This window comes from Bacillus alveayuensis, from assembly GCA_030812955.1.
Lineage (GTDB): Bacteria > Bacillota > Bacilli > Bacillales > Aeribacillaceae > Bacillus_CB > Bacillus_CB alveayuensis.
In genome coordinates, this window is sequence record JAUSTR010000001.1 from 287839 (window position 1) to 311573 (window position 23735).

General features: G+C 37.6%; 23 protein-coding genes. 21 read left to right on the plus strand and 2 right to left on the minus strand.

The genetic code is table 11. The features are described from left to right. Positions 1-43: 43 nt before the first annotated feature. The 11 genes from safA to yajC all read left to right on the plus strand — a co-directional run bounded on the left by safA (position 44) and on the right by yajC (position 9236). Positions 44-1273, plus strand: coding sequence for a SafA/ExsA family spore coat assembly protein (gene safA, locus J2S06_RS01395; protein WP_419151052.1), 1230 nt, complete (start codon positions 44-46; stop codon positions 1271-1273). A gap of 137 nt (positions 1274-1410) precedes the next feature. Further along, on the plus strand, positions 1411-2151 hold the full coding sequence (gene nadE, locus J2S06_RS01400) for an NAD(+) synthase (protein WP_419151053.1): 741 nt from the start codon (positions 1411-1413) through the stop codon (positions 2149-2151). A 226-nt stretch (positions 2152-2377) separates the two neighbouring features. Then, a complete protein-coding gene (locus J2S06_RS01405; protein ID WP_419151054.1) occupies positions 2378-3052 on the plus strand; it encodes a YhcN/YlaJ family sporulation lipoprotein in 675 nt (224 codons plus the stop codon). Positions 3053-3164: 112 nt separating this feature from the next. Next, positions 3165-3890, plus strand: coding sequence for a YebC/PmpR family DNA-binding transcriptional regulator (locus J2S06_RS01410; RefSeq protein WP_419151055.1), 726 nt, complete (start codon positions 3165-3167; stop codon positions 3888-3890). 232 nt (positions 3891-4122) lie between these two features. Next, positions 4123-4668: a BofC C-terminal domain-containing protein gene (locus J2S06_RS01415; protein ID WP_419151056.1), complete on the plus strand. Its 546-nt coding sequence runs from the start codon at positions 4123-4125 to the stop codon at positions 4666-4668. 151 nt (positions 4669-4819) lie between these two features. Further along, positions 4820-5431 carry a Holliday junction branch migration protein RuvA gene (gene ruvA / locus J2S06_RS01420; protein ID WP_419151057.1) on the plus strand — a complete coding sequence of 204 codons (612 nt, stop codon included), beginning with the start codon at positions 4820-4822 and terminating at the stop codon, positions 5429-5431. A 10-nt stretch (positions 5432-5441) separates the two neighbouring features. After that, on the plus strand, positions 5442-6443 hold the full coding sequence (gene ruvB / locus J2S06_RS01425) for a Holliday junction branch migration DNA helicase RuvB (protein WP_419151058.1): 1002 nt from the start codon (positions 5442-5444) through the stop codon (positions 6441-6443). Continuing rightward, positions 6440-6640, plus strand: a complete 201-nt coding sequence (locus J2S06_RS01430; protein ID WP_044896200.1) for a DUF2905 domain-containing protein — start codon at positions 6440-6442, stop codon at positions 6638-6640. The genes ruvB and J2S06_RS01430 overlap by 4 nt, the downstream gene beginning before the upstream one ends. A gap of 24 nt (positions 6641-6664) precedes the next feature. Then, positions 6665-7693 carry a tRNA preQ1(34) S-adenosylmethionine ribosyltransferase-isomerase QueA gene (gene queA, locus J2S06_RS01435; protein ID WP_419151059.1) on the plus strand — a complete coding sequence of 343 codons (1029 nt, stop codon included), beginning with the start codon at positions 6665-6667 and terminating at the stop codon, positions 7691-7693. A gap of 27 nt (positions 7694-7720) precedes the next feature. Then, entirely contained in the window at positions 7721-8866 is a 1146-nt protein-coding gene (tgt, locus tag J2S06_RS01440) for a tRNA guanosine(34) transglycosylase Tgt (RefSeq protein ID WP_419151060.1), read from the plus strand. Positions 8867-8972: 106 nt separating this feature from the next. Further along, complete coding sequence (gene yajC, locus J2S06_RS01445) at positions 8973-9236, plus strand: preprotein translocase subunit YajC (RefSeq protein ID WP_044896203.1); 264 nt, start codon at positions 8973-8975, stop codon at positions 9234-9236. A gap of 210 nt (positions 9237-9446) precedes the next feature. Here the strand turns inward: yajC and J2S06_RS01450 are convergent, their stop codons facing one another. Continuing rightward, positions 9447-9842 (minus strand): TIGR04086 family membrane protein, encoded by a 396-nt coding sequence (locus J2S06_RS01450; protein WP_419151061.1) that lies wholly within the window; start codon positions 9840-9842, stop codon positions 9447-9449. Between the two features lie 173 nt (positions 9843-10015). On the opposite strand from J2S06_RS01450, the gene J2S06_RS01455 reads away from it, so the two are divergent. Together J2S06_RS01455 and J2S06_RS01460 are read left to right on the plus strand one after the other, a co-directional pair. Continuing rightward, positions 10016-11305, plus strand: coding sequence for an ArsB/NhaD family transporter (locus tag J2S06_RS01455; RefSeq protein WP_044896204.1), 1290 nt, complete (start codon positions 10016-10018; stop codon positions 11303-11305). A 68-nt stretch (positions 11306-11373) separates the two neighbouring features. Then, entirely contained in the window at positions 11374-12021 is a 648-nt protein-coding gene (locus tag J2S06_RS01460) for a DUF421 domain-containing protein (protein ID WP_419151062.1), read from the plus strand. A 26-nt stretch (positions 12022-12047) separates the two neighbouring features. Here the strand turns inward: J2S06_RS01460 and spoVB are convergent, their stop codons facing one another. Beyond that, the gene (gene spoVB, locus J2S06_RS01465; RefSeq protein ID WP_419151063.1) at positions 12048-13601 is read right to left on the minus strand and encodes a stage V sporulation protein B; all 1554 of its coding nucleotides are present in this window, start codon (positions 13599-13601) and stop codon (positions 12048-12050) included. Positions 13602-13705: 104 nt separating this feature from the next. Between spoVB and J2S06_RS01470 the strand changes: the two genes are divergently transcribed. From J2S06_RS01470 to dtd, 8 genes are all read left to right on the plus strand, one after another. Beyond that, on the plus strand, positions 13706-13999 hold the full coding sequence (locus J2S06_RS01470; RefSeq protein ID WP_419151064.1) for a post-transcriptional regulator: 294 nt from the start codon (positions 13706-13708) through the stop codon (positions 13997-13999). 35 nt (positions 14000-14034) lie between these two features. Continuing rightward, positions 14035-16278 carry a protein translocase subunit SecDF gene (secDF, locus tag J2S06_RS01475; RefSeq protein WP_419151065.1) on the plus strand — a complete coding sequence of 748 codons (2244 nt, stop codon included), beginning with the start codon at positions 14035-14037 and terminating at the stop codon, positions 16276-16278. Positions 16279-16417: 139 nt separating this feature from the next. Beyond that, entirely contained in the window at positions 16418-17341 is a 924-nt protein-coding gene (locus J2S06_RS01480) for a cation diffusion facilitator family transporter (RefSeq protein WP_419151066.1), read from the plus strand. Continuing rightward, on the plus strand, positions 17338-17652 hold the full coding sequence (locus J2S06_RS01485; RefSeq protein ID WP_419151067.1) for a LapA family protein: 315 nt from the start codon (positions 17338-17340) through the stop codon (positions 17650-17652). Before J2S06_RS01480 ends, J2S06_RS01485 begins: the two co-directional genes overlap by 4 nt. Before the next feature lie 58 nt (positions 17653-17710). Further along, positions 17711-20089: a single-stranded-DNA-specific exonuclease RecJ gene (recJ, locus tag J2S06_RS01490; RefSeq protein WP_419151068.1), complete on the plus strand. Its 2379-nt coding sequence runs from the start codon at positions 17711-17713 to the stop codon at positions 20087-20089. A gap of 75 nt (positions 20090-20164) precedes the next feature. After that, a complete protein-coding gene (locus J2S06_RS01495; protein WP_044896212.1) occupies positions 20165-20677 on the plus strand; it encodes an adenine phosphoribosyltransferase in 513 nt (170 codons plus the stop codon). A gap of 271 nt (positions 20678-20948) precedes the next feature. Further along, positions 20949-23144, plus strand: coding sequence for a RelA/SpoT family protein (locus J2S06_RS01500; RefSeq protein WP_419151441.1), 2196 nt, complete (start codon positions 20949-20951; stop codon positions 23142-23144). Between the two features lie 14 nt (positions 23145-23158). Further along, positions 23159-23596, plus strand: a complete 438-nt coding sequence (gene dtd / locus J2S06_RS01505; protein ID WP_044896213.1) for a D-aminoacyl-tRNA deacylase — start codon at positions 23159-23161, stop codon at positions 23594-23596. The last annotated feature ends 139 nt before the right edge of the window (positions 23597-23735 follow it).

The following is a 23735-nucleotide window of genomic DNA, read 5'->3' on the forward strand; positions in this document are numbered from 1 at the left end:
GTTTGGTCATTCGCTGAAAAGCTTTTAAATAGGAGGGGAAAGCGTGAAAATCCATATTGTTCAAAAAGGCGATACACTATGGAAGATTGCTCAAAAATATGGAGTCGACTTCGAAGAGTTGAAAAAAATGAACTCACAGCTAAGCAATCCTGATTTAATCATGCCAGGTATGAAAATTAAAATCCCATCGAATGGGGTTCCTGTCAAAAAAGAAACACTTATGAATCAAAATATGAAAAAAGAAGAACCATATATAAAAAAGGAAATGCCGAAAAAAGAAATGACGAAAAAAGAGCTCCCATATGAGCCAAAAAAGGAAAAGCTTGATTATGAAGAAGCAAAGCCGAAAGAAATGCCAGCTAAACCATATGTACCTTCTATGCCTTATTTTCAACCGTCACATTATCCTGAAATCGATGTAAATAATCATTATTATATGGTCAATATGTCGATGCCACAGCAAATAAAGCAAGAGCCGCAATTGCCTCCTAAACCGCCAAATGTTTTACCAGAGATGTTTAAAACTGAAGAAGAGGAAAAGGATTTGCACGAGGAAAAAATGACTTCGCCTGTTGAAAAGGAGGAAGATGGCTTGAAAATGCCTTATATAAATCCACCACAAATGCCATATATGCCGATGACACAGCCTATGCCTGGAAAACAATGGCCGCAATATATTGCACCGGTTTATCCCAATATATCAGCTGCCATGGGGTATGGGGTTCCAAATATGCAACCTGAAAGTTCTGAAATGGATGAATATGAAGAGGAGATGGAAAACGAAGAAATGGTGGAAAACATATCGATGAGCCCGTATCCTCCTTACGCTGGATATCCTTATGGGCCACAAGTTGCTCCTGCTTACTCGCCTCCATATCAAATGGTGCCTCCTGGATGTGTGCCTATTTCACCTATTTTGCCTGGAACAGGAGTAGGACCAATCGGATATGGAGTTCCTTTTCCAATGCATACATCATATCCACAAGCATATCCTCAAGCCATAAGTCCGGCAATGGAGAATGAAAATGCAGAAAATAACGATTTGGCTTATGAAGAACCATTTAGCTCTCCAAATATGATGTATCCTCATACGGCCATGCCTTCTTCGTATCAAAGTGGATACGGATATGGCCAACCAATGATGCCTTATTACGGATATCCGCTGATGCCATATGGTAAGGCGTATCCATATCCGCACTCTCCACAACAGCCGATGTATGATTATACGCGCATATATGAACAACCTGAATATGATGATGGGGAAGATGATTAATTGATCAAAAGGTGGCTTCTTACCAGGAAGTCACCTTTTGAGGTTAAGAAAGGTAAGGATTGCATACTTAAACATCATTGTGAGTAAATGAACATTATGATATGATTAAAAAAAATGTAATAAAGGGGTACATATCTATGGAAGAAAAAGTAACAAAACTGGTTGAATGGTTGCAAAAACAAGTTAAGGAAGCTGGATTAAACGGTGCCATTGTTGGGATTAGTGGTGGAATTGATTCAGCAGTTGTAGCCCATTTAATCAAACGTGCTTTTCCTGAAAATTCATTAGGGTTAATTATGCCTTGTAAAAGCAACCCAAAAGATCAAGAAGATGCTTTAAAAGTTGTGGAAAGCTGTGGGATTGATTATATAACGATTGACTTAACAGAAACTCATCATGCATTATTTAGCCAAATTGAATCTAAAATAAAAGAAAAAAATCAATGGAATGAAAAAGCAGCCCGTATGGGAGATGCGAATACAAGAGCGCGACTAAGAATGACAACATTATATGCTGTCGCCAATAATTTTGGCTATATGGTGGTAGGAACAGATAATGCGGCCGAATGGCATACAGGCTATTTTACTAAATATGGTGACGGCGGCGTTGATTTAGTGCCGCTCATCCACTTTACGAAAGGAGAAGTACGCAAATTAGCTAAAGTATTAGGTGTTCCTAACGAAATTATTCATAAAGCTCCAACTGCTGGTCTTTGGGAAGGACAAACAGATGAAAAGGAAATGGGAACAACTTATGATATGATCGATAAATATTTAAAAGGGGAAGAAATCCCAGATGAGGATCGGCAAATTATTGAGCAAATGCATAAACGTTCTGAACATAAACGCCGTCTAGCAGCAGCTCCTCCAAAATTTTAAACATTTTGAATGGCTGTTTTCGTAAACTTTGTTGCTTTTCGACTGTCCATGAACCGAACAAAGCACGAAGCTATGGTAAAGCAACAATCTTTTAGAAAAAGAGCCTTTTGAATAGAAACATCTACCTTATATTCCTATAATTAATCGCAATAGCCCTCCTTAAGGATGAACACTTTAATAAATGAGCAGCTTTTCATTGCTCATAATGTGTTTAAGGGGGGGTAACATGAAAAAGAGAGCTTCTTTATTTACGGCAATGGCGTTAATGTCCACGAGTCTTGTTGCATGTAATACAAATGATGATGCAATGGATACAAGATATAACAATAACATGCAGCCAATCGGTTATTACACGAACGATAATGGAGATATGATTGACAATGATGGACCGATAACGGAAATGTTTGACGGCGGCGTTGATGATAATGACAACATTCGGGATATGAATGATCGCAATGGACGTGTAAGCCCATTAACCGTTCGAGATCGTAACAACATGAGAAACAATGGCTTCCGTCGCGACGATTATAATTACCATAACCAACTTGGTAATAATAATGTAGATGCTAACGAGGAATTAGCGGAAAGAATTTCTGAACAAGTCGCAAAATTGCGTAATGTAGAGGATGTTAATACTCTTGTTACAAATAATAATGTCATTGTTGCAGTTGATACAAATGATCGTAATAATCGTGATGTTCAAAATCGAGTTCGAAATGTTGTGCAAAAAATGGCAAGAGGGAAAAATGTAAACATTGTGACAGATGAAGCAACCTTTACACGTATACGGAATATAAACCGTGGATTAGATAATGGAAATGACGTGACGAATGATATTCGTGAACTATTAAATGACATTGGTGAAACCATTACTGAACCGTTTGATAATAACAACCGTTAATCTGAAACAGGGAGAAAGACTCCCTGTTTTTTACGTTATGTCACATTTACCGATAAAAGGATTTTATGATATATTTAAAAGCGAGACTGTTTTAATGAGAGGGGAATTTAGAATGGCAGGACATTCTAAGTGGAAAAATATTCAACGACGTAAAAACGCACAAGATGCTAAGCGCGGTAAAATATTTATGAAATTAGCTAAGGAAATATATGTTGCCGCGAAACAAGGTGGCGGAGATCCTGATGCAAATCCGGGCCTACGTTTAGCAATTGATAAAGCAAAAGCGGCAAATATGCCGAATGACAATATAGATCGTGCCATTAAAAAAGCAACAGGTAACCAAAGTGGTGAATATTATGAGGAGATTACGTATGAAGGCTATGGCCCTGGTGGAGTTGCTGTAATGGTTAAATGCTTAACAGATAATAAAAACCGTACAGCTACAAATGTTCGTACTGCTTTTAATAAAAATGGCGGTAATCTTGGTGAAAGTGGATGTGTAGCCTATTTATTTGACCGGAAAGGATATATCGTCATTAGCCGTGAGGATTTAACAGTTGATGAAGATGACATGCTGCTTGAAGTCATTGAAGTAGGTGCTGAAGAGATGGAAACATCTGAGGATGCATTTGAAATTTTTACAGCACCAGAAAATTTTAATGAGGTTAAGCAAACACTTGAGCAAAGCGGTTATACGTTCAAAGCGGCTGAAATGACAATGGTTCCACAAACGTATGCCCAAGTAGACGAAGAAACAGCAGAAAAAATGTACAAGCTGATCGACGTATTAGAAGAAGACGATGACGTTCAAGAGGTATATCATAACCTTAATGAATAAATCTCTCCCATTTCGGAAGCTGAAAACCCTTGAAAATACAAAGGTTGTAAAGATTTTCAACCTTTTAAAATTCCCTTTTATAACCAAAATCGTTATGATATACATTTCATCTCACCTCCATTTTGGTTTAAACTTCTAATTTTGGCCACACTAACAGTAGTGGTCAAATTAGAAGTTTTTTGTTTGAACAAGGTGATCCTTTTGAGAAAACCATTGTATTGAGGTGATGTTAATGAAACAGCTGAATCATCTCTTCATGATTATTTCAGCACTAATCGTTTTCATCAGTGTATTCCAAAATGGGAAAGTATTTGCGAATGAATTTAATCAGCATGTAAAGAATGAGGGCAGTGAGATTTCTCATCCGTTAACGGTGAAAGTTGTGCTTGAACGATTATATATGGATGGAGAAAGAAGTGAAGAAGTGAAAATCGAAAAGATTTATTCTATGGATGATTTTTTGTTGAAATATGCGGATTGGCAGTTCGTTGAGCATAATAAGAATAAAATCGTATTTCGAAAATACATTGAAGATATTTCCCCATTGTTAAAAACGAACGGTTATTTTGGTCTCAAAGATGATGGAACTTTATCTATTTTTAACGGGAGACCTGGCGATGCGAAAAACATTATTCAATCTTTTTTTCAAATTGATGTAGGGAAGTTGGAGAGTAGACTCCATCTTGAGCTAGAGAAAGGAATTCCGATAAAAAACAAAGAGAAATATTTAGAGGTTATTGAAACATTTAGGCAATACTCTATTTCAAAAGATTCTTAATCACAAGTTCAGCTATTCTATAGCACGAGCTTGTTTTTTTATTTATGACAAATGAACGAATTATGTATTTTTGAATGAAGCGATTGTTTTTATTCTTTCTATGAAAAAATTTATGTTAAAATGAGATACAGTCATAAAGAGGTGAAAGATATTGATTGAGTTTATTCATGGAATCGTTGATGATATTACACCGGAATATATCGTCATCAATCACAATGGAATCGGCTATCAAATTTTTACACCGAATCCTTTTATTTATCAGAAACATTACCAAAAAGAAGTGACGATTTATACATATCAATATGTACGCGAAGATTTATTAGCACTATACGGTTTTCCAACACGTGAAGAAAAAGCATTATTTATCAAATTGCTTCATGTAAATGGCATTGGTCCAAAAGGTGGATTGGCCATTTTAGCATCTGGGAACCCTAGACAAGTAGTAGAAGCAATCGAAAATGAAGATGAAACATTTCTTGTGAAATTTCCAGGTGTTGGCAAAAAAACAGCTCGGCAAATCATTCTTGACTTGAAAGGTAAATTAGTAGATATTATTCCTGCCGCTGTTTCCCCAGATTTGTTCAACTTAGAGCAGGTAGAAGAGAAACAATCGCTGTCCAATTCATTAAGTGAAGCCATTGAGGCGTTAAAGGTGTTAGGATATAGTGAACGTGAAATTAAGAAAGTGGTTCCAACGTTAAAGGAAGAATCTTTAACAACAGATCAATATGTGAAAAAAGCTTTACAAAAGCTTTTAAAGTAAGGGGATGAATATGGAAGACCGCATCGTTTCTCAAGAGGCAGATGTTGATGAGGAAAGCTTTGAGTACAGCCTTCGTCCACAATCATTAGATCAATATATTGGCCAGCAAAAAATAAAAGAAAACCTACAAATATTTATAGAAGCGGCTAAAATGCGCCAGGAAACACTAGATCATGTTTTGTTGTATGGACCTCCTGGCTTAGGGAAAACAACGTTGGCTGCCATTATCGCAAATGAAATGGGAGTAAACATTCGCACAACTTCTGGACCGGCAATCGAACGCCCAGGCGATTTGGCTGCCATCTTGACATCTCTTGAGCCTGGGGATGTTTTATTTATTGATGAAATTCATCGTCTCCATCGCTCGATTGAAGAGGTACTGTATCCGGCTATGGAAGATTTTTGTTTAGATATTGTCATCGGAAAAGGTTCAACTGCTCGAAGTGTACGGTTAGATTTGCCTCCTTTTACACTAGTAGGGGCAACGACGAGGGTCGGTCTTTTAACCGCGCCGCTTAGAGACCGTTTTGGTGTGCTAGGAAGACTTGAATACTATCATGAAAACGAGCTATCCCAAATTGTTACAAGAACGGCGAATATACTAGAAATCGAAATTGATGAATCGGCATCGATCGAAATAGCGAGAAGATCGCGAGGTACTCCACGGATTGCTAATCGGTTGCTAAAAAGGGTACGAGATTTTGCCCAAGTGTTGAAATTGGATAAAATTACTTATGAATTAGCCGTCCATGCTTTAGAACGATTGCAAGTTGACAAGCTCGGCCTTGATCATATTGACCATAAATTACTGCTAGGGATCATGGAAAAATTTCATGGTGGACCGGTTGGCATTGATACGATATCAGCAATGATTGGAGAAGAATCTAATACGATTGAAGATGTTTATGAACCATATTTGTTGCAAATCGGTTTTATTAAACGGACCCCTAGGGGAAGAATGGTAACAGATCTTGTTTATAAGCATTTTAATATGGAGGTGCCGAAACGATGACAGAAATTCCAAAAATGCTCATGATAATCGGGGCAATTTTACTTATTATTGGATTTGTGATGCAATTTATCGGTAGACTTCCAGGCGATATTACGCTTAAAAGAGGAAATGTTACCTTTTACTTTCCAATTGTCACAAGTATTGTCATCAGTATGATCTTAACACTTATTTTTTCCATTATAAGTCGATTTAAATAAACGAATTAGAAATTAGGTGATTTGATGAAACTCGATTTGTTTGATTTTCATTTGCCGGAGGAATTAATTGCCCAAGTACCATTAAAAGAACGTGACGCATCAAGATTAATGGTTTTAAATAAAGAAACAGGAGAATGGAAGCACGATCAATTTAAACATTTATTAAATTATCTCAATCGTGGCGATTGCCTAGTATTAAACGATACACGAGTTCTTCCAGCTAGGCTGGTTGGTGAAAAGGAGGATACGAAGGCAAAAGTGGAGGTTCTCCTTTTAAAGCAAATGGAGGGAGATGTGTGGGAAACACTTGCAAAACCAGCAAAACGAATTAAGGAAGGAACGGTCATTAGTTTTGGAAATGGTAAATTAAAAGCGACATGTGTTGGAACACTCGAGCATGGCGGGCGTTTAATGGAATTTTCCTATGAAGGAATTTTCCTCGAGGTGCTTGAATCTCTTGGAGAAATGCCTCTTCCTCCATACATAAAGGAACAGTTAGATGACCGTGAAAGATATCAAACGGTTTTTTCAAGGGAAAGTGGTTCTGCTGCTGCACCAACGGCTGGCCTTCATTTTACAGAAAGATTATTAGCTGAATTAAAAGAAAAGGGTGTACATATCGCTTTTATTACCCTTCATGTCGGATTAGGTACGTTTCGCCCGGTCAACGTTGAGGATATTGAAGAGCACATCATGCATGCTGAGTTTTATCAAATGAGCGAAGGAACTGCGTCGCTATTAAATGAAGTGCGAGAAAATGGTGGACGGATTATAGCAGTCGGAACTACTTCAACAAGAACGTTGGAAACGATTGCTCAAAAGCATGACGGACATTTTGTTAGTGAAAGTGGATGGACAGATATTTTCATTTATCCTGGATACAAATTTAAAGCTATAGACGGTTTAATTACAAATTTCCATTTGCCTAAGTCGTCTTTAATTATGCTCGTTAGTGCTTTGGCTGGCCGAGAAAATATATTACGGGCTTACGAAGAAGCTGTAAAGGAAAAATATCGCTTTTTCAGCTTTGGGGATGCCATGCTGATCATCTAAGTGACTTTACAAAGGAGGAACACCATTTTGTCGACATCACCAATACGTTATGAACTGATCAAGACGTGTAAACAAACGGGGGCACGATTAGGAAAAGTCCATACGCCGCATGGCTCTTTTGAAACACCAGTTTTTATGCCAGTAGGGACATTAGCTACAGTTAAAACAATGTCTCCAGAAGAATTAAAAGAAATAGGAGCTGGAATTATTTTAAGTAATACGTATCATTTATGGCTCCGTCCCGGTGAGAGTATTGTGAAAGAAGCAGGCGGCCTTCACAAGTTTATGAACTGGGATCGTGCGATTTTAACGGATTCGGGAGGCTTCCAAGTTTTTAGTTTAAGTGAGTTTCGGAGAATTGAAGAGGGCGGGGTTTATTTCCGGAACCACTTAAATGGTGATAAGCTTTTTTTATCACCAGAGAAAGCGATGGAAATTCAAAACGCCCTCGGTTCAGACATTATGATGGCATTTGATGAGTGTCCGCCATATCCAGCGGAATATGATTACATGAAAAAGTCAGTTGAGCGGACAAGCCGTTGGGCTGAACGTTGTTTAAAAGCGCACGCCCGGCCAAATGAGCAAGGGCTATTCGGAATCGTTCAAGGTGGAGAATATGAAGATTTACGTAAACAAAGTGCCCAGGATTTAGTTTCATTAGATTTTCCTGGATATGCTGTAGGAGGGTTGTCTGTCGGCGAGCCGAAGGAAGTGATGAATCGAGTTCTCGAATTTACGACTCCGCTTTTACCAGCAGATAAACCGCGTTATTTAATGGGAGTTGGTTCTCCAGATTCGCTCATTGATGGTGCGATTCGTGGAATTGATATGTTCGATTGTGTGTTGCCGACAAGGATTGCCCGAAATGGAACATTAATGACAAGTGAAGGCCGACTCGTTGTAAAAAATGCAATATATGCTCGTGATTTTAGGCCTTTAGATGAAAATTGTGATTGTTATGTTTGCCGTCATTATTCACGTGCATACATTCGCCACTTAATGAAATGCAATGAAACGTTTGGAATTCGTTTAACTTCTTATCATAATCTTTATTTTCTGTTAAAATTAATGGAGCAAGTACGAGAGGCAATCCGTCAAGATCGCTTAGGAGACTTCCGTCAGGAGTTTTTTGAGCGCTACGGATTCAATAAACCGGATGCGAAAAATTTTTAAACTTGAGAAGCTTAAGCATCCAAGAATTCTTTTTTCATCTCGCCTACATGAGTGGGTGAAGTGACGAAACACTATCATTGAAAAAATCTCAGAAAGGGGTGATGACATGGAATTTTTAGGGACAATCTTGCCGTTTGTTCTGATGCTGGCTATTTTTTACTTCTTGCTAATCCGTCCACAACAAAAGCAACAAAAACAAATTCGCGACATGCAGGCCAGCTTGCAAAAAGGTGATAAAATCGTGACGATTGGCGGCCTACATGGAATTGTCGATTCATTAGATGAAGACAAAATCGTCATTAAAGCTGGTGACGGCTCACGTCTCACTTTTGATCGTCGTGCAGTTCGTGAAGTGGTTGATAAAGCGTAAAGTCTATACATAAATAAATGGTAGACGATTTTAAATGAGGAAGCCAAAATGAACGTTGGCTTCCTTTTTTTTACTAAGGCTCTTTTCTAAAAAATTGTTGCTTTACCATCGCTTTTCGACTGTCCAGGCAAGCGACACGCTTGCTAGGTCACACTATAGTGTGACGTGAACCGAACAAAGTTTACGAAAACAGCCTTTACTAAAAAGGGATTACGAGGTCTGTCTTTTTGATGTTGATACATTAACACCAAGTATGCCACCAAGCATGGCAATGAGTAAAAAGCCACCATGATATAGCCATTGTTTACTAGATAATGATGTTCCATATCCTAAAAATTGAAATAACAAAATAATTCCTGTATAGGTGAGTGCTGTCAGTCCACCGATAAGCCACCCTTTTTCTTTTCCTTTGCCGCCTGCTATAAAACCTCCAATAAATACAGAAATAAACGAACAGCTAATGACGAGCCATTGAATGGAATCTTCCGTTAAACTTGTTAGTTTTAAGAGAACGGAAAAAAGAAAACTTACGATCAATGCGATGATAAAAATAGCGATAACACCGTGTAAAATGGCACTTCCCCACCGTTTAGATTCCATCATCATGTCTCCCTCCAATCCTTTATTTTTTAAGAATGTAACAAAAGCCCCAAAAGTTTAAAAGGTGATTAGCATGACTTAATACAAGCTTATTCAGTGAAAAAAGATTTAGAATATAAATATTTTCGTGGACTAGCATCATATGATGATAATAATTGAAGGATGGAAGGAGAAACGTCATGTCCACTTTGGCGGTATTTGTCATATTTATTATCTGTTATATGCTGATCATGCTTGAAAAAATAGATCGTGCTTTAATTGCTGGAGCAGGCGGTGTATTCATGCTGTTAATGGGAATTTATGATATAGATGCTGCGTTTTTAAAATATATTGATTGGAATACGATTGCACTATTATTTGCCATGATGATTATTGTTTCGATAACAGGAAAAACCGGGATGTTTGAATATGTCGCCATCGTCTTAGCCAAATGGGTAAATGGCCGGCCAATCCCGCTTTTAATTGTTATCTCTGTTCTGACCGCGATGGGCTCTGCTTTTTTAGCAAACGTGACGATTGTATTATTAATCGTTCCCGTTATTATGACACTTGTCCGGTTATTATGTATACCAGCGATCCCTTATTTAATTGCCATTATCATCTCTTCCAATATTGGCGGAACAGCAACATTAATTGGCGACCCTCCGAACGTTATGATTGGCCAAGCTGTTAAACATTTATCCTTCAATGCCTTTTTAACACATTTAACTCCTGTCGTTTCGATCATCTTTATAGTTGTTTTAATATATTTAATTTTTTTGTATAAATTTGAGCTAACTTCAAAGACGATCAATACGAAGCAAATTCATACAATTCAAGCAAAAGATTATTTGCAAAAAACCCCCGCGTTGCCCAAATCGATCTTCGTTCTGATTTTGACGATTTCTGGATTTATGTTCCAACCTTTATTGTTTGTTGATTTGACGAGTATTGCACTGGCAGGTGCCATTTTATTAATGCTATTAACACACGATGAATACAGAGCAGACGACGTTTTAAAACAAGTAGAGTGGACGACCTTGTTTTTCTTTATTGGCTTGTTTTTATTAGTTGGAGGGTTAGAAGAGGTTGGAATCCTTGATGAATTAGCAAGAGGTCTTGTCCTTTATACAGAAGGAGACTTGCCGAAAACATCGATACTCATTTTATGGCTAACTGGTTTGCTCTCAGGATTTGTCGATAATATACCATTTGTTGCAGCGATGATCCCGGTTATTTTAGAGCTGAAGGAGTATGGAATGACCAATTTAGATCCACTTTGGTGGTCATTAGCTTTAGGAGCTTGCCTTGGTGGAAATGGCACTCTCCTCGGATCTTCAGCAAATTTAGTTGTTGCAGGATTAGCGAAAAAAGAGAAAGCTGATGTTAGTTTCGTTGAATTTATTAAGGTTGGATTTCCCGTTGTATTAATGTCATTGTTCATATCAACGGTTTACGTGTATTTTCGTTATTTAGTCCATTTCATGTAAGGATTAATGAATAGACCTTCCTCATTTCGTAAAAATAACAGTATGTATGTTAAGAAGGGGGGAATTGAGTGGAAACGACTTTGATCATAATCGCTCGAACGGTTTTTTTATATGTATTGATCTTGTTTATTTTTCGCTTAATGGGAAAACGAGAAATTGGAGAGTTAAGTATACTGGACTTAGTCGTTTTTGTTATGATAGCAGAGCTTGCCGTAGTGGGAATTGAAGATTTAAAGGACCCGCTCCATCATACGGTGATTCCAATGCTTGTTCTTCTCGTTATCCAAATTACTTTTGCTTTCTTATCATTAAAAAATGCCCGAATTAGACGTTTAATCGATGGAAAACCAACGATCATCATCAACAATGGGAAAATAGATGAACGTGCCATGTTGTTGCAAAGATATAATTTTGATGACTTATTAATGCAGCTTCGTGAAAAAGATGTTAAAAATATACAAGATGTTGAGTATGCCATTTTAGAACCATCTGGAAGACTTTCCGTGTTAAAAAAAGAAAAAAAGAAAAGCACCGAAATGATTTTCCCATTCATTTTGGATGGAAAGATCCAACACGATCATTTACAAAAGATTGGGAAAAATGAAGTGTGGTTAAGGAAGGAACTTGAGGATAGAGGGTATCATCATCTCGAATATATTTCTTTTTGTAGTTTTATGGACGGAACGTTTTACATTGACATAAAGGATCGTAAGTAGCATAAGGCCAAACATTCGACCTTATGCTATTTCATCATTTTCTTTAATATTGGAATGCGTTTTAGTTCATCTTTTTCGACTAATTTAAACAAAAGAAGGAGAAGGAAATAGCTGAACGATGTGATAAAAACGGATACAAATAAGGTAGAGAGCTTTAGTTCCGAAATGAATAAATGATGATATACATACGTGCCGATGAGCCCGCTTATGATCATGACGAGTAAGCTGTAAACATAATCACGTGTATAAATTGTAAATTGAATGACTTTTAATACGGTCGCATAATGAAGGAGTGTTACTAGCATAATGCCAGTTACAATCGCTAAAGCGGCCCCCATAATGCCTAATTGCGGCCTTGTTGCTAAAATAAAAATGAGACCTGTTTTTACAATGGCTCCTAATAGGCTATTCATCATGGCTGCCTTTGCTAAATCAAGAGCTTGAAGAGCTGCTTGAAGAGGACCTTGAAAGTAATAGAAAAGGAAGAATGGTGCCATCACCTTAATAAAAATGGCGGCATGATCACTGCCATACATGAACAACATAACCGGGTTAGCAAATACATACAAAAGGACAACAGCTAAACCACCTGTTACAAGGGATAAACGAAAGGCTTGCCGTAATCGATATTCGGCTAACTTTCGCTTTTTTTGCGCAATTGCTTCACTAATAGCGGGAACGAGAGAGGTGGATAATGAATATGTAATAAAAGATGGTAAAAACAACAACGGCAAAGCATAGCCTGTTAACTCTCCGTACTGTTTTGTTGCTAGTGATGTACTTATGCCTGCAATCGCTAAGCTTTGCGCCACAACAATTGGTTCAAAAAACCAGGCAATTGAACCAATTAAACGGCTGCCTGTGGTTGGAAGAGCTATGCTCATTAACTGAACAAACGTATCTTTACCATTTTTGACTGCTTGAAAGAAACGTTTGCGAATATTCACTCTTTTTTTAAATTGAAACATGGCAAATAAATAGAGTAGAGATATGAGTTCACCGATCACGGAAGAAAATAACGCTCCTGCAGCAGCATATTCAATTCCATAAGGTAAAAATGCTTTTGTGAAAATCGCGATAAGGGTGATTCTTACCATTTGCTCAAGTACTTGTGAATAGGCGGCAGGCTTCATATTTTGTTTTCCCTGGAAATACCCCCGTAAAACGGATGAGATGGCGACAATAGGGATGACTGGTGTAATAGCAAGTAATGGATAAAGAGTTCGAGAATCGGTTAACAATGTAGTGGAAAGCTTTGGCGCTAAAAGAACAACAGTTGGGGTAAATATTATACTAAGGGTTCCAGTAATCGTAAGGGATACAGCTAATATTTTTTTCACTTTACTTTGATTTCCTTCCGCCTCTGCTTCAGCGACAAGCTTTGAGATTGCAACTGGTAAACCGAACTGAGTAATCGTAATGACAAGGACTAATGTTGGTACAGCCATCATATATAAGCCTACACCTTCCTCCCCTATCATTCTGGCTACTACAATCCGGTTTACAAATCCTAGCACTCTCGTAATGAGACCCGCAATGATCAAGATCATCGTTCCTTTTAAGAAAGTTTGCTTTGACATGACTCTCCCTGCCTTCTCAAAATTCCTCATATCATATACAATTACTATATGCACGATAAGTGTCCAAGCATGACAAGCAAATGTCATTAGAAAGGAGCGCAAAGATGGATCATCATCCAGCAGATCAATTTCGGGATCATGTCAAACCTTTTTTGATAAGTAAAATGGAAGAATTTTGTTTACTTGGATATGATAAAATAACAGATGAAGAATTATGGACATTCCTTAAAGCGAAGAAGTGGAAAAAAATAGAGGGATTAAAGGTGCATCAGATAGCTGCTGATATTTTATCAGTAAAAGTGACAGACTTTATGAATTTTACAACGATTGAAGCTTATAAAAATGGAAATACATTTGATCGCAAAGATGCCCAACGTTTGTTAAAAGATTTGATCTAATAGGGATGGTAGTAATGAGTTAAGGAGGATAATAAATGGTAAAGCGAGGACGCTTTATAGCTTTTTTTCTAATTTTAATTTTACTTGGAAGCCTTATTGGCATGACGACGAAAAATATTACGAAAGACATTACACTTGGCCTTGACCTCCAAGGCGGATTTGAAATTTTATATGAAGTGGAGCCAGCTAATCCCGGTGATCAAATTGACCGTGCCGTTTTAGTACATACAGTTGATGCCTTAAATAAGCGTGCGAACGTTTTAGGTGTCAGTGAACCGAATATTCAAATTGAAGGAGATAATCGGATCCGTGTTCAATTAGCAGGAATTGATAATCAAAATAAGGCACGAGAAATCTTATCAACACAGGCCGAATTAACATTTCGAGATGCAAATGATGTAGAGATGTTAAACGGATCAGATTTAGTGGAAGGAGGGGCAAAACAATCTTTTGATGAACAAGGAAGACCGAACATCATCGTCAAGTTAAAGGATGCTGAAAAATTTAAAAAAGTAACGGAGCATGTTTTAAAAATGGCTCCAGAAAATCAGCTCGTCATATGGCTTGATTATGAAGAAGGGGATTCCTACAAAGAAGAGAGACTAAAGGAGAATCCAAAATTTATTTCTGCACCAAATGTTAATGAAGTTTTTAATACATCGGAAGTGACGATTGAAGGTCAATTCACGATTGAAGAAGCAAAAGAGATTGCGAGCTTATTAAATGCTGGGGCATTACCAGTAAAACTGAATGAAATTTATTCAACGTCGGTTGGGGCGAAATTCGGAGAACAAGCAATGGAAAAAACGGTTTTTGCCGGTTTAATCGGAATTATCGCCATCTATTTGTTCATGATGTTCTTTTATCGTTTACCAGGATTTGTCGCTGCTATTACGCTATCAGCTTACATTTATTTCATTTTAGTCGTATTTAATTGGATGAATGCCGTACTGACTTTACCTGGTATTGCAGCTCTTATTCTTGGAGTTGGAATGGCAGTTGATGCAAATATTATTACATATGAGCGGATTAAAGAAGAAATAAAGCTTGGCAAAAGCATTCGTTCTGCTTTTAAATCAGGCAACAGAAGATCGCTTTTAACAATCGTAGATGCGAATATAACAACATTGTTAGCTGCAGCTGTATTGTTTATCTTTGGTACGAGCTCTGTAAAAGGGTTTGCTACCATGTTAATCGTGAGCATTGTTGTCAGCTTCCTAACGGCTGTATATTTAACGCGCATTCTTCTTTCTTTACTTGTCAACAGCCGCTTCTTTGATAAAAAACCGCATTGGTTTGGGGTGAAAAAAGAAGACATCCTTGATATTGCCAAGACCAATAAAGACACTGATGTGCCAACCAGATTTGACCATTTAAATTTTGTCAAGCATCGCAAAGCCTTTTTCCTCTTTTCGTCCTTCATGATCATAGCAGGAATTATTGTTTTGCTTGTGTCCAAATTAAATCTAGGCATCGACTTTACTAGTGGTACACGAATAGAAGTGATGGCTGATCATAGCTTAACGGCTAAAGAAATCGAAAAAGAATATAAAGAAATTGGATTGGAGCCTAATGAAATTGTCATATCCGGCAGTGATAACGAAATTGGGGTTGCACGTTTTGTTGGGGTTTGGAACCAAAAAACCATCGCTCAAGTGAAAGAGCATTTCCAAGATAAATATGGAAATGAACCAAATGTAAGTACTGTATCGCCGACAGTCGGAAAGGAATTAGCAAGAAATGCGCTGATCGCTGTTTTAATTGCATCCGTTGGGATTATTATTTATGTATCGATTCGTTTTGAATTTTATATGGCCATTGCTGCCATTGCTGCGCTCCTGCACGACGCCTTTTTCATTATCGCCTTTTTCAGTATAGCAAGATTAGAAGTGGATATTACGTTTATAGCAGCTGTATTAACGATTATCGGTTATTCGATTAATGATACAATAGTGACATTTGATCGAATAAAAGAAAATGTAAAGAAAAAGAAACGACTCAAAACAATGGCAGACATCGAGGAAGTCGTGAACAAAAGTTTACAGCAGACCTTTACAAGATCCATTAATACAGTTGTGACCGTTCTCATCAGTGTTGTGGCCTTGCTTATTTTTGGAAGCAGCTCCATTTTAAATTTTTCCATTGCGCTTTTAGTTGGACTCATTTCAGGAACCTATTCATCCTTATTTATCGCGGCACAACTTTGGCTTGTGTGGAAGGGAAAGCAGTTAAAGAAAAAATTAGCCTCTAAACAAGAGGAGCCGAAAGCAGAAATATAAAGAAAATGGGGCAGGTTGTTGGTTGAGATAATGAATACCAATGAACCTCCCTATTTTTATGAACATGGTCATATACATTTTACAGAGGTCTTCATGAGGCAAAGGATTTTTGTAACTCGAATTCAAGGAGTGAAATAGTTTGGCCAAAGATCGTTTTAAGCAGGCGGAGTTTGCAGCCATCATAGGGGTGGTTGGCAATATCGTTCTTGCCATTGTGAAAGGTGTAGTTGGAGTTATTTCAGAAAGTAAAGCATTGATGGCAGATGCTGTCCATTCTGCCAGTGATGTCGCAGGTTCACTAGCCGTTTTTATTGGATTGCGTGTTGCAAAAGAACCTCCAGATGAGGATCATCCATACGGACATGGCAAGGCTGAATCCATTGCCGCAATCATTGTTGCTGTTCTCTTATTTATCGTTGGAATAGAGATCGGAAAATCCTCTGTTGAGTCGTTTTTCCAAGAGGCGGAGGCGCCGAAGCCGATTGCGATTTTTGCGGTAGTTCTTTCAATTATCGTGAAGGAATTAATGTTTCGATATAAGTTTTACATAGGCAAAAAAATTAACAGCGATGCTGTTATCGTGAATGCGTATGAGCATCGTTCTGACGTGTTTTCATCGATTGCCGCTTTAGTCGGAATTGTTGGATCTATTGTTGGCGGCTACGTTCAGATCGATTGGCTTATTTATTTAGATCCAGTCGCAGGGTTATTTGTCTCTATACTTGTAATGAAAATGGCTTGGCGCCTAGGGGCGGAATCTATTCATGACACTCTTGATCATGTTTTGCATGAAGAAGATACGGAAATTTTAAAACAAACTGTGTTGGAAGATGAAGACGTAAAAAGAATTGATGAACTTCATGCACGAGAACACGGACATTATGTTATCATAGATTTAAAAATTTCAGTTGATCCACACATGACGGTTGAAGAGGGTCATCGAGTTGGAAAGCGTGTAAAAAACAAATTAATGAGCCATGAAAATGTCCGTGACGTTTTCGTTCATATTAATCCATACTTTACTAACAGCAAAAATGAGGAAAAAAAGGAGGAATCCTCATGAAAAAGCAATGGGCGCTCATTTTGGCACTTCTATTGATGTTAATTGTTTCGATTTTTGCCGTTATTAATGGAGATCCTGTTGAAGTCCATTACTTATTTGGCACTGCACGATGGCCATTAGTGCTTGTGATCATAGGGGCTGCTTTCATGGGGGCTGTAACCATTATGGCATTTGGCATCTTTCGCTTTTTATCATTACAAAGAGAATTGAAAAAGCTGCAAAAAGAAAATCAATCTTTAAAAAGCAAGCTTCATCAATTTGAAGAAAAACCGCCTATAAAGGATGAACAGATGAATTTCCCTTCAAGCTAAATCTGTTTGAAACCCCTTCAATCATTTTTGTATAATAGGATGGTTGAGGGGTGAAACTATGCTTCAATCAAAAATGCGCTGGAATCGCTTAGACGAACATTGTGACAATATCGAGTATTTGAATGAACTATCTAAATCTTTGAATCTTACACCTTTAGTAGTGTCTCTTTTAGTTAATCGTGGGATCCAAACGATTGAAGAGGCACATCGCTTTTTATATATAGAAGAGCAGCCGTTTCATGATCCGTTTTTATTAGATGAAATGGACCTGGCGGTTAGAAGAATACATAGAGCGATTGAAAAAAACGAACCTATTATGGTTTATGGAGATTATGATGCAGATGGTGTAAGCAGTACAACAATTATGTTAATTGCTTTGAAAAGGCTTGGGGCAAATGTTGATTTTTATATTCCAAATCGGTTTACCGAAGGGTACGGACCTAATGAGGAAGCTTTTCTTAAAATATCCGAACAAGGTTATAAGTTGATCATTACGGTAGATACAGGAATTGCAGCAATCAAGGAAGCAAGCCTAGCGAAAGAACTCGGGATGGATTTAATTATTACTGATCACCACGAAATTGGCCCAACGCTACCTGACGCCTATGCGATTATTCACCCAAAAAAAGAAGGGAGTTTGTATCCGTTCAAAGATTTAGCTGGTGTTGGTGTAGCTTTTAAGGTTGCTCATGCTTTGTTCGGTCATGTTCCTGAAGATTTAATCGAAATTGCTGCGATTGGGACTATTGCTGACTTAGTTCCATTATATGATGAAAATCGCCTCATTGCTAAAAAAGGTATCAAGCATTTACGAACATCAACTAGACCAGGGATTCAAGCATTATTTCGTGCGGCTGGGGTTAAACAGTCTGAAGTTGATGAAAATACAATCGGATTTGCTATCGCACCGCGTATTAATGCGGTAGGACGTTTACAATCAGCAGATAGAGCTGTTCATTTGCTTTTAACGGATGATGATGCAGAAGCAGGAGTGTTAGCAAAAGAAATCGACCAATTAAATAAAGAGCGTCAGCATCTTGTGAATGTGATGACAGAAGAGGCCATTAAAGAAATTGAAAAAAACTTTCCCCTAGAGGACAATCCTGTGCTAGTAGTAGCGAAAGAAAATTGGAATTCAGGAGTTATTGGAATTGTTGCCTCTAAATTAGTTGAGAAATATTATCGTCCTACCATTGTGTTAAGTATTGATCCAGAAACACGATTAGCAAAAGGATCAGCAAGAAGTATTGAAGGCTTTGATTTATATGAAAACTTATCTTTAAGCCGAGATATTCTTCCGCACTTTGGTGGACATCCGATGGCAGCAGGAATGACGCTTGAAGAAAAACATATACCAGAATTAAGAAAGAGATTAATTCATTTAGCAAGGGAACAGTTAACGAAAGAAGACCTAATACCGGTTAAAGCCGTGGATGTAGAGTGCCCATTAGAAAATATAACCGTCGAAGCAATTGAACAGCTACAGTTGCTTTCACCGTTTGGAGTTTCTAATCCAAAACCAATTTTTTTAATAGAAGATGTCAACATTTTGAATATGAGAAGAATTGGTTCAGATGGCACTCATTTAAAAATGATATTAGAAAGCAACCATTATGAAGTAGATTCAATTGGATTTGGCTATGGTGATTTAGTAGAGGAAATCTCTCCATTATCGAAAGTGTCGGTTGTTGGAGAATTAGTGATCAATGAATGGAACAATCGCAGAAAGCCACAAATTTTATTGCATGATATTGCTGTACGTCACTGGCAGCTTTTTGATTTTCGTGGCAAGCCGATTGAACAAGTCATATCAAAGCTCCCAAATGAAAACGTCTTATTCATTGCTTTTCAAGAAAACACTTTGCCTTTCGTGAAGGGAATGGAAAACGTCTATTTAATCCATGATGAAGAGGGTATACAAAAGCTCAACCTTCATCATCAACATCTTGTACTGTTAGACATGCCGCCATCTGTCATGATGTTAGACTCAATTTTACAGAGAGGCAAACCAAAAAGAATATATACGATATTTTATCAACATTCCGATCATTTTTTCTCAACGGTTCCAACACGAGAGCATTTTAAATGGTATTATGCCTTTTTAGCTAAAAAAAGTCCTTTTGACTTAAAAAAATACGGCGAGGAGCTAGCAAAACATCGGGGCTGGACAAAAGAAGCAATTTATTTCATGTCAAAGGTGTTTTTTGAGCTAGAATTTGTTACAATAAAAGATGGTGTCATTTCACTTAATAAATCCACTATTAAGCGTGATTTATCAGAATCAAAGACGTATCAAGCGAAACAGCAGCAAGTAGAGCTTGAACAACTTTTACTATATTCTTCCTATCAGCAATTAAAAGATTGGTTTGATCAAAAATTTGTCAACCATCAAGAATCAAAACGGAAAAACGAACACCAAAAAGAAAAAATCTATTAAAGAGACAAAGTGGTCTCGGCCAATATTCAATTGTTGTTGATCAGTAGGTTGTATTTATTCAAGGAGGATATCATCATGGATTTAAAAAAATATATAACAATCGTACCAGATTTTCCAAAAGAAGGCATTCAATTTAAAGATATTACGACATTAATGGATAATGGTGAAGCGTATAAATATGCAACAGATCAAATTGTTCAATATGCACGTGAAAAAGAGATTGATATCGTTGTTGGACCAGAGGCTCGAGGTTTTATTATCGGATGTCCAGTCGCTTATTCATTAGGTGTTGGCTTTGCACCAGTTCGAAAAGAAGGTAAGCTTCCTCGTGAAACCATTAAAGTAGAGTACGGACTTGAGTATGGAAAAGATGCCCTAACGATTCACAAAGATGCGATTAAAGAGGGACAGCGTGTATTAATTACGGATGATTTATTAGCAACAGGAGGAACGATTGAAGCGACAATCAAACTTGTCGAGCAACTAGGCGGAGTTGTTGCAGGCATAGCCTTTTTAATTGAATTATCTTATTTAGAAGGACGCAAAAAATTAGAAGGATATGATATATTTACATTAATGAAGTATTAAAATATTCGTGATTAGCAGCATGAACAAAACATGGAGAAAGCACTCGCATGGGTGCTTTTTTCTTATACTTACAGCTTAGCTATCATTCGTTTTTTTAAAAGCTTATTGGTACCATGACCTTTACGTCATGTAATAGAATTCGACAAACTTCCAAAATAGACTACTTTACACATATGGCAATTTTATTAATAATAAAAGCAATAACATGTAAAAGTAGGTCTTTGGTGACATTCAACGATTTATGATGAAATTTGAATTAAAAGGTGATTCCATGGCGAACGAACAAGTACTCACAGCTGAACAAGTTTTTGAAAAGGCTAGTACGTACCTTTCAGATGAAGATATAGACTTTATTAAAAAAGCTTATATATTTGCCAAAAAAGCTCATGAAGGTCAATTCCGTAAATCGGGAGAGCCATACATTATCCATCCTATTCAAGTGGCTGGGATTCTTGTTGAGTTAGAAATGGATCCTGCTACAATTTCTGGTGGATTTTTACATGATGTGGTGGAAGATACGGATATAACCTTTGAGGATTTGAGAGAAGCGTTTAATGAAGAAGTGGCCATGCTAGTAGATGGTGTGACAAAGCTTGGTAAAATAAAATATAAATCAAAGGAAGAGCAGCAAGCAGAAAATCATCGAAAAATGTTTGTAGCAATGGCCCAGGATATTCGTGTCATCTTAATTAAGCTAGCCGATCGTTTGCACAATATGCGGACATTAAAGCATCTTCCACAAGAGAAGCAGCGTCGAATTGCTAATGAAACGTTAGAAATATTTGCACCGCTTGCCCATCGGCTTGGGATTTCCAAAATTAAATGGGAGCTTGAAGATACGTCTTTACGATATTTAAATCCGCAGCAATATTATCGTATCGTAAATTTAATGAAGAAAAAGCGTGCGGAGCGAGAACAGTATGTTGAAGAAGTCATTGAAGATTTGAAAAAAAGAATCGACGAAGTCAATATAAAAGCTGAGTTATCTGGCCGTCCAAAGCATATATATTCGATTTATCGAAAAATGGTGCTGCAAAATAAGCAATTCAACGAAATTTATGATTTGCTTGCTGTTCGCATCATTGTTCATAGCATTAAAGATTGCTATGCTGTTTTAGGCATTATCCATACTTGTTGGAAGCCTATGCCAGGGAGATTTAAAGATTATATTGCGATGCCGAAGCCGAATATGTATCAATCTCTTCATACGACCGTTATTGGTCCAAAAGGAGATCCATTAGAAGTCCAAATTCGCACGTTCGAAATGCATGAAATTGCCGAATACGGAATTGCGGCTCATTGGGCATACAAAGAAGGGAAAAGTGCACAGGAACAGTCAGCTTTTGAAAAAAAGCTTAGTTGGTTTAGGGAAATTTTAGAATTTCAAAATGACTCTACGAACGCTGAGGAGTTTATGGAGTCTTTAAAGATTGATTTATTTTCCGACATGGTATTTGTCTTCACACCAAAAGGCGATGTGATCGAACTTCCGTCTGGTTCTGTTCCGATTGATTTTGCCTATCGAATTCATTCTGAAATCGGAAATAAAACCATTGGCGCAAAAGTGAATGGGAAAATGGTTCCCCTTGATTATAAGCTGAAAACAGGGGATATTGTGGAAATATTAACATCGAAGCATTCATATGGACCGAGCCAAGATTGGTTGAAGCTTGCGCAAACTTCCCAAGCGAAAAATAAGATTCGTCAATTTTTTAAAAAGCAGCGCCGCGAAGAAAATGTTGAAAAAGGTAAAGAATTAATCGAAAAAGAAATCAAATCAATGGATTTTGATGTAAAAGAAGTGTTAACAGCTGAAAATATTAAACGAGTTGCAGAAAAGTTCAATTTTCCTAGTGAGGAAGATATGTATGCTGCTGTTGGATATAATGGCATTACAGCTCTTCAAGTTGCTAATCGTCTAACAGAAAAGTTAAGAAAAAAACGACATCTTGAACAACAGGAAAAAAATATCGAAGAAGTTGTTCAGGAGGTTCGTCAACTTCCAGCGAAAAAACGGGATGCTGGTGTATCTGTTAAAGGGATTGATAATTTATTAGTTCGTTTATCCCGTTGTTGCAACCCTGTCCCTGGAGATGATATTGTAGGTTATATTACAAAAGGTCGAGGTGTATCTGTTCACCGTACCGATTGTCCAAACGTGTTAAAAGATGAAGCACAAGAACGCTTAATTGAAGTGGAATGGGAAAATCAACTACAAGGCCGAAAAGAATATAACGTGGAAATTGAAATATTAGGCTATGACCGTAGAGGACTTTTAAATGAAGTGCTTCAGGCTGTTAACGAAACAAAAACGAATATTTCTTCCGTTTCAGGACGTTCAGACCGAAACAAAGTTGCAACCATTCATATGGCTATTTCGATCCAAAATATAAACCACCTTCATAAAGTGGTGGAACGAATCAAACAAATTTCAGATATATATTCAGTGCGGAGAATGATGAATTAGAAAGGAACGTTAACATGAGAGTAGTTGTGCAAAGGGCTAAAAATGCCAAAGTAGTAGTGGAAGGAGAAGTTATAGGAGAAATCGATCATGGGCTCATGGTTCTTGTAGGAGTCACGCACAATGATGAGGAAAAAGATGCTGAATTTTTAGCTGATAAAGTAGCGAATTTACGTATTTTTGAAGATGAGTCAGGAAAAATGAATCATTCCTTATTAGACGTGAATGGAAAAATTTTGTCTGTGTCTCAGTTCACCCTTTACGGAGATTGCCGAAAAGGGAGAAGGCCAAATTACATGCAAGCAGCAAAGCCTGATCAGGCGCTCTACCTCTATCAAAAATTCAATGACAAGCTGAGGGAAAAAGGAATTCATGTTGAAACAGGTCAATTCGGTGCAATGATGGACGTGTCGTTTACAAATGTTGGCCCCGTGACACTTATTGTGGATAGCTAATAAAAAAGTCCATTCGCACATGCGAATGGACTCAGACTGTTGACAAACGCTTGCATTCTTTGTTACTCCGCCCGCATCGCGCTTCATTACCGTACTTGGTAACTACGCTCCTCATCGGGCTCGTGCCTCGAGACATGAG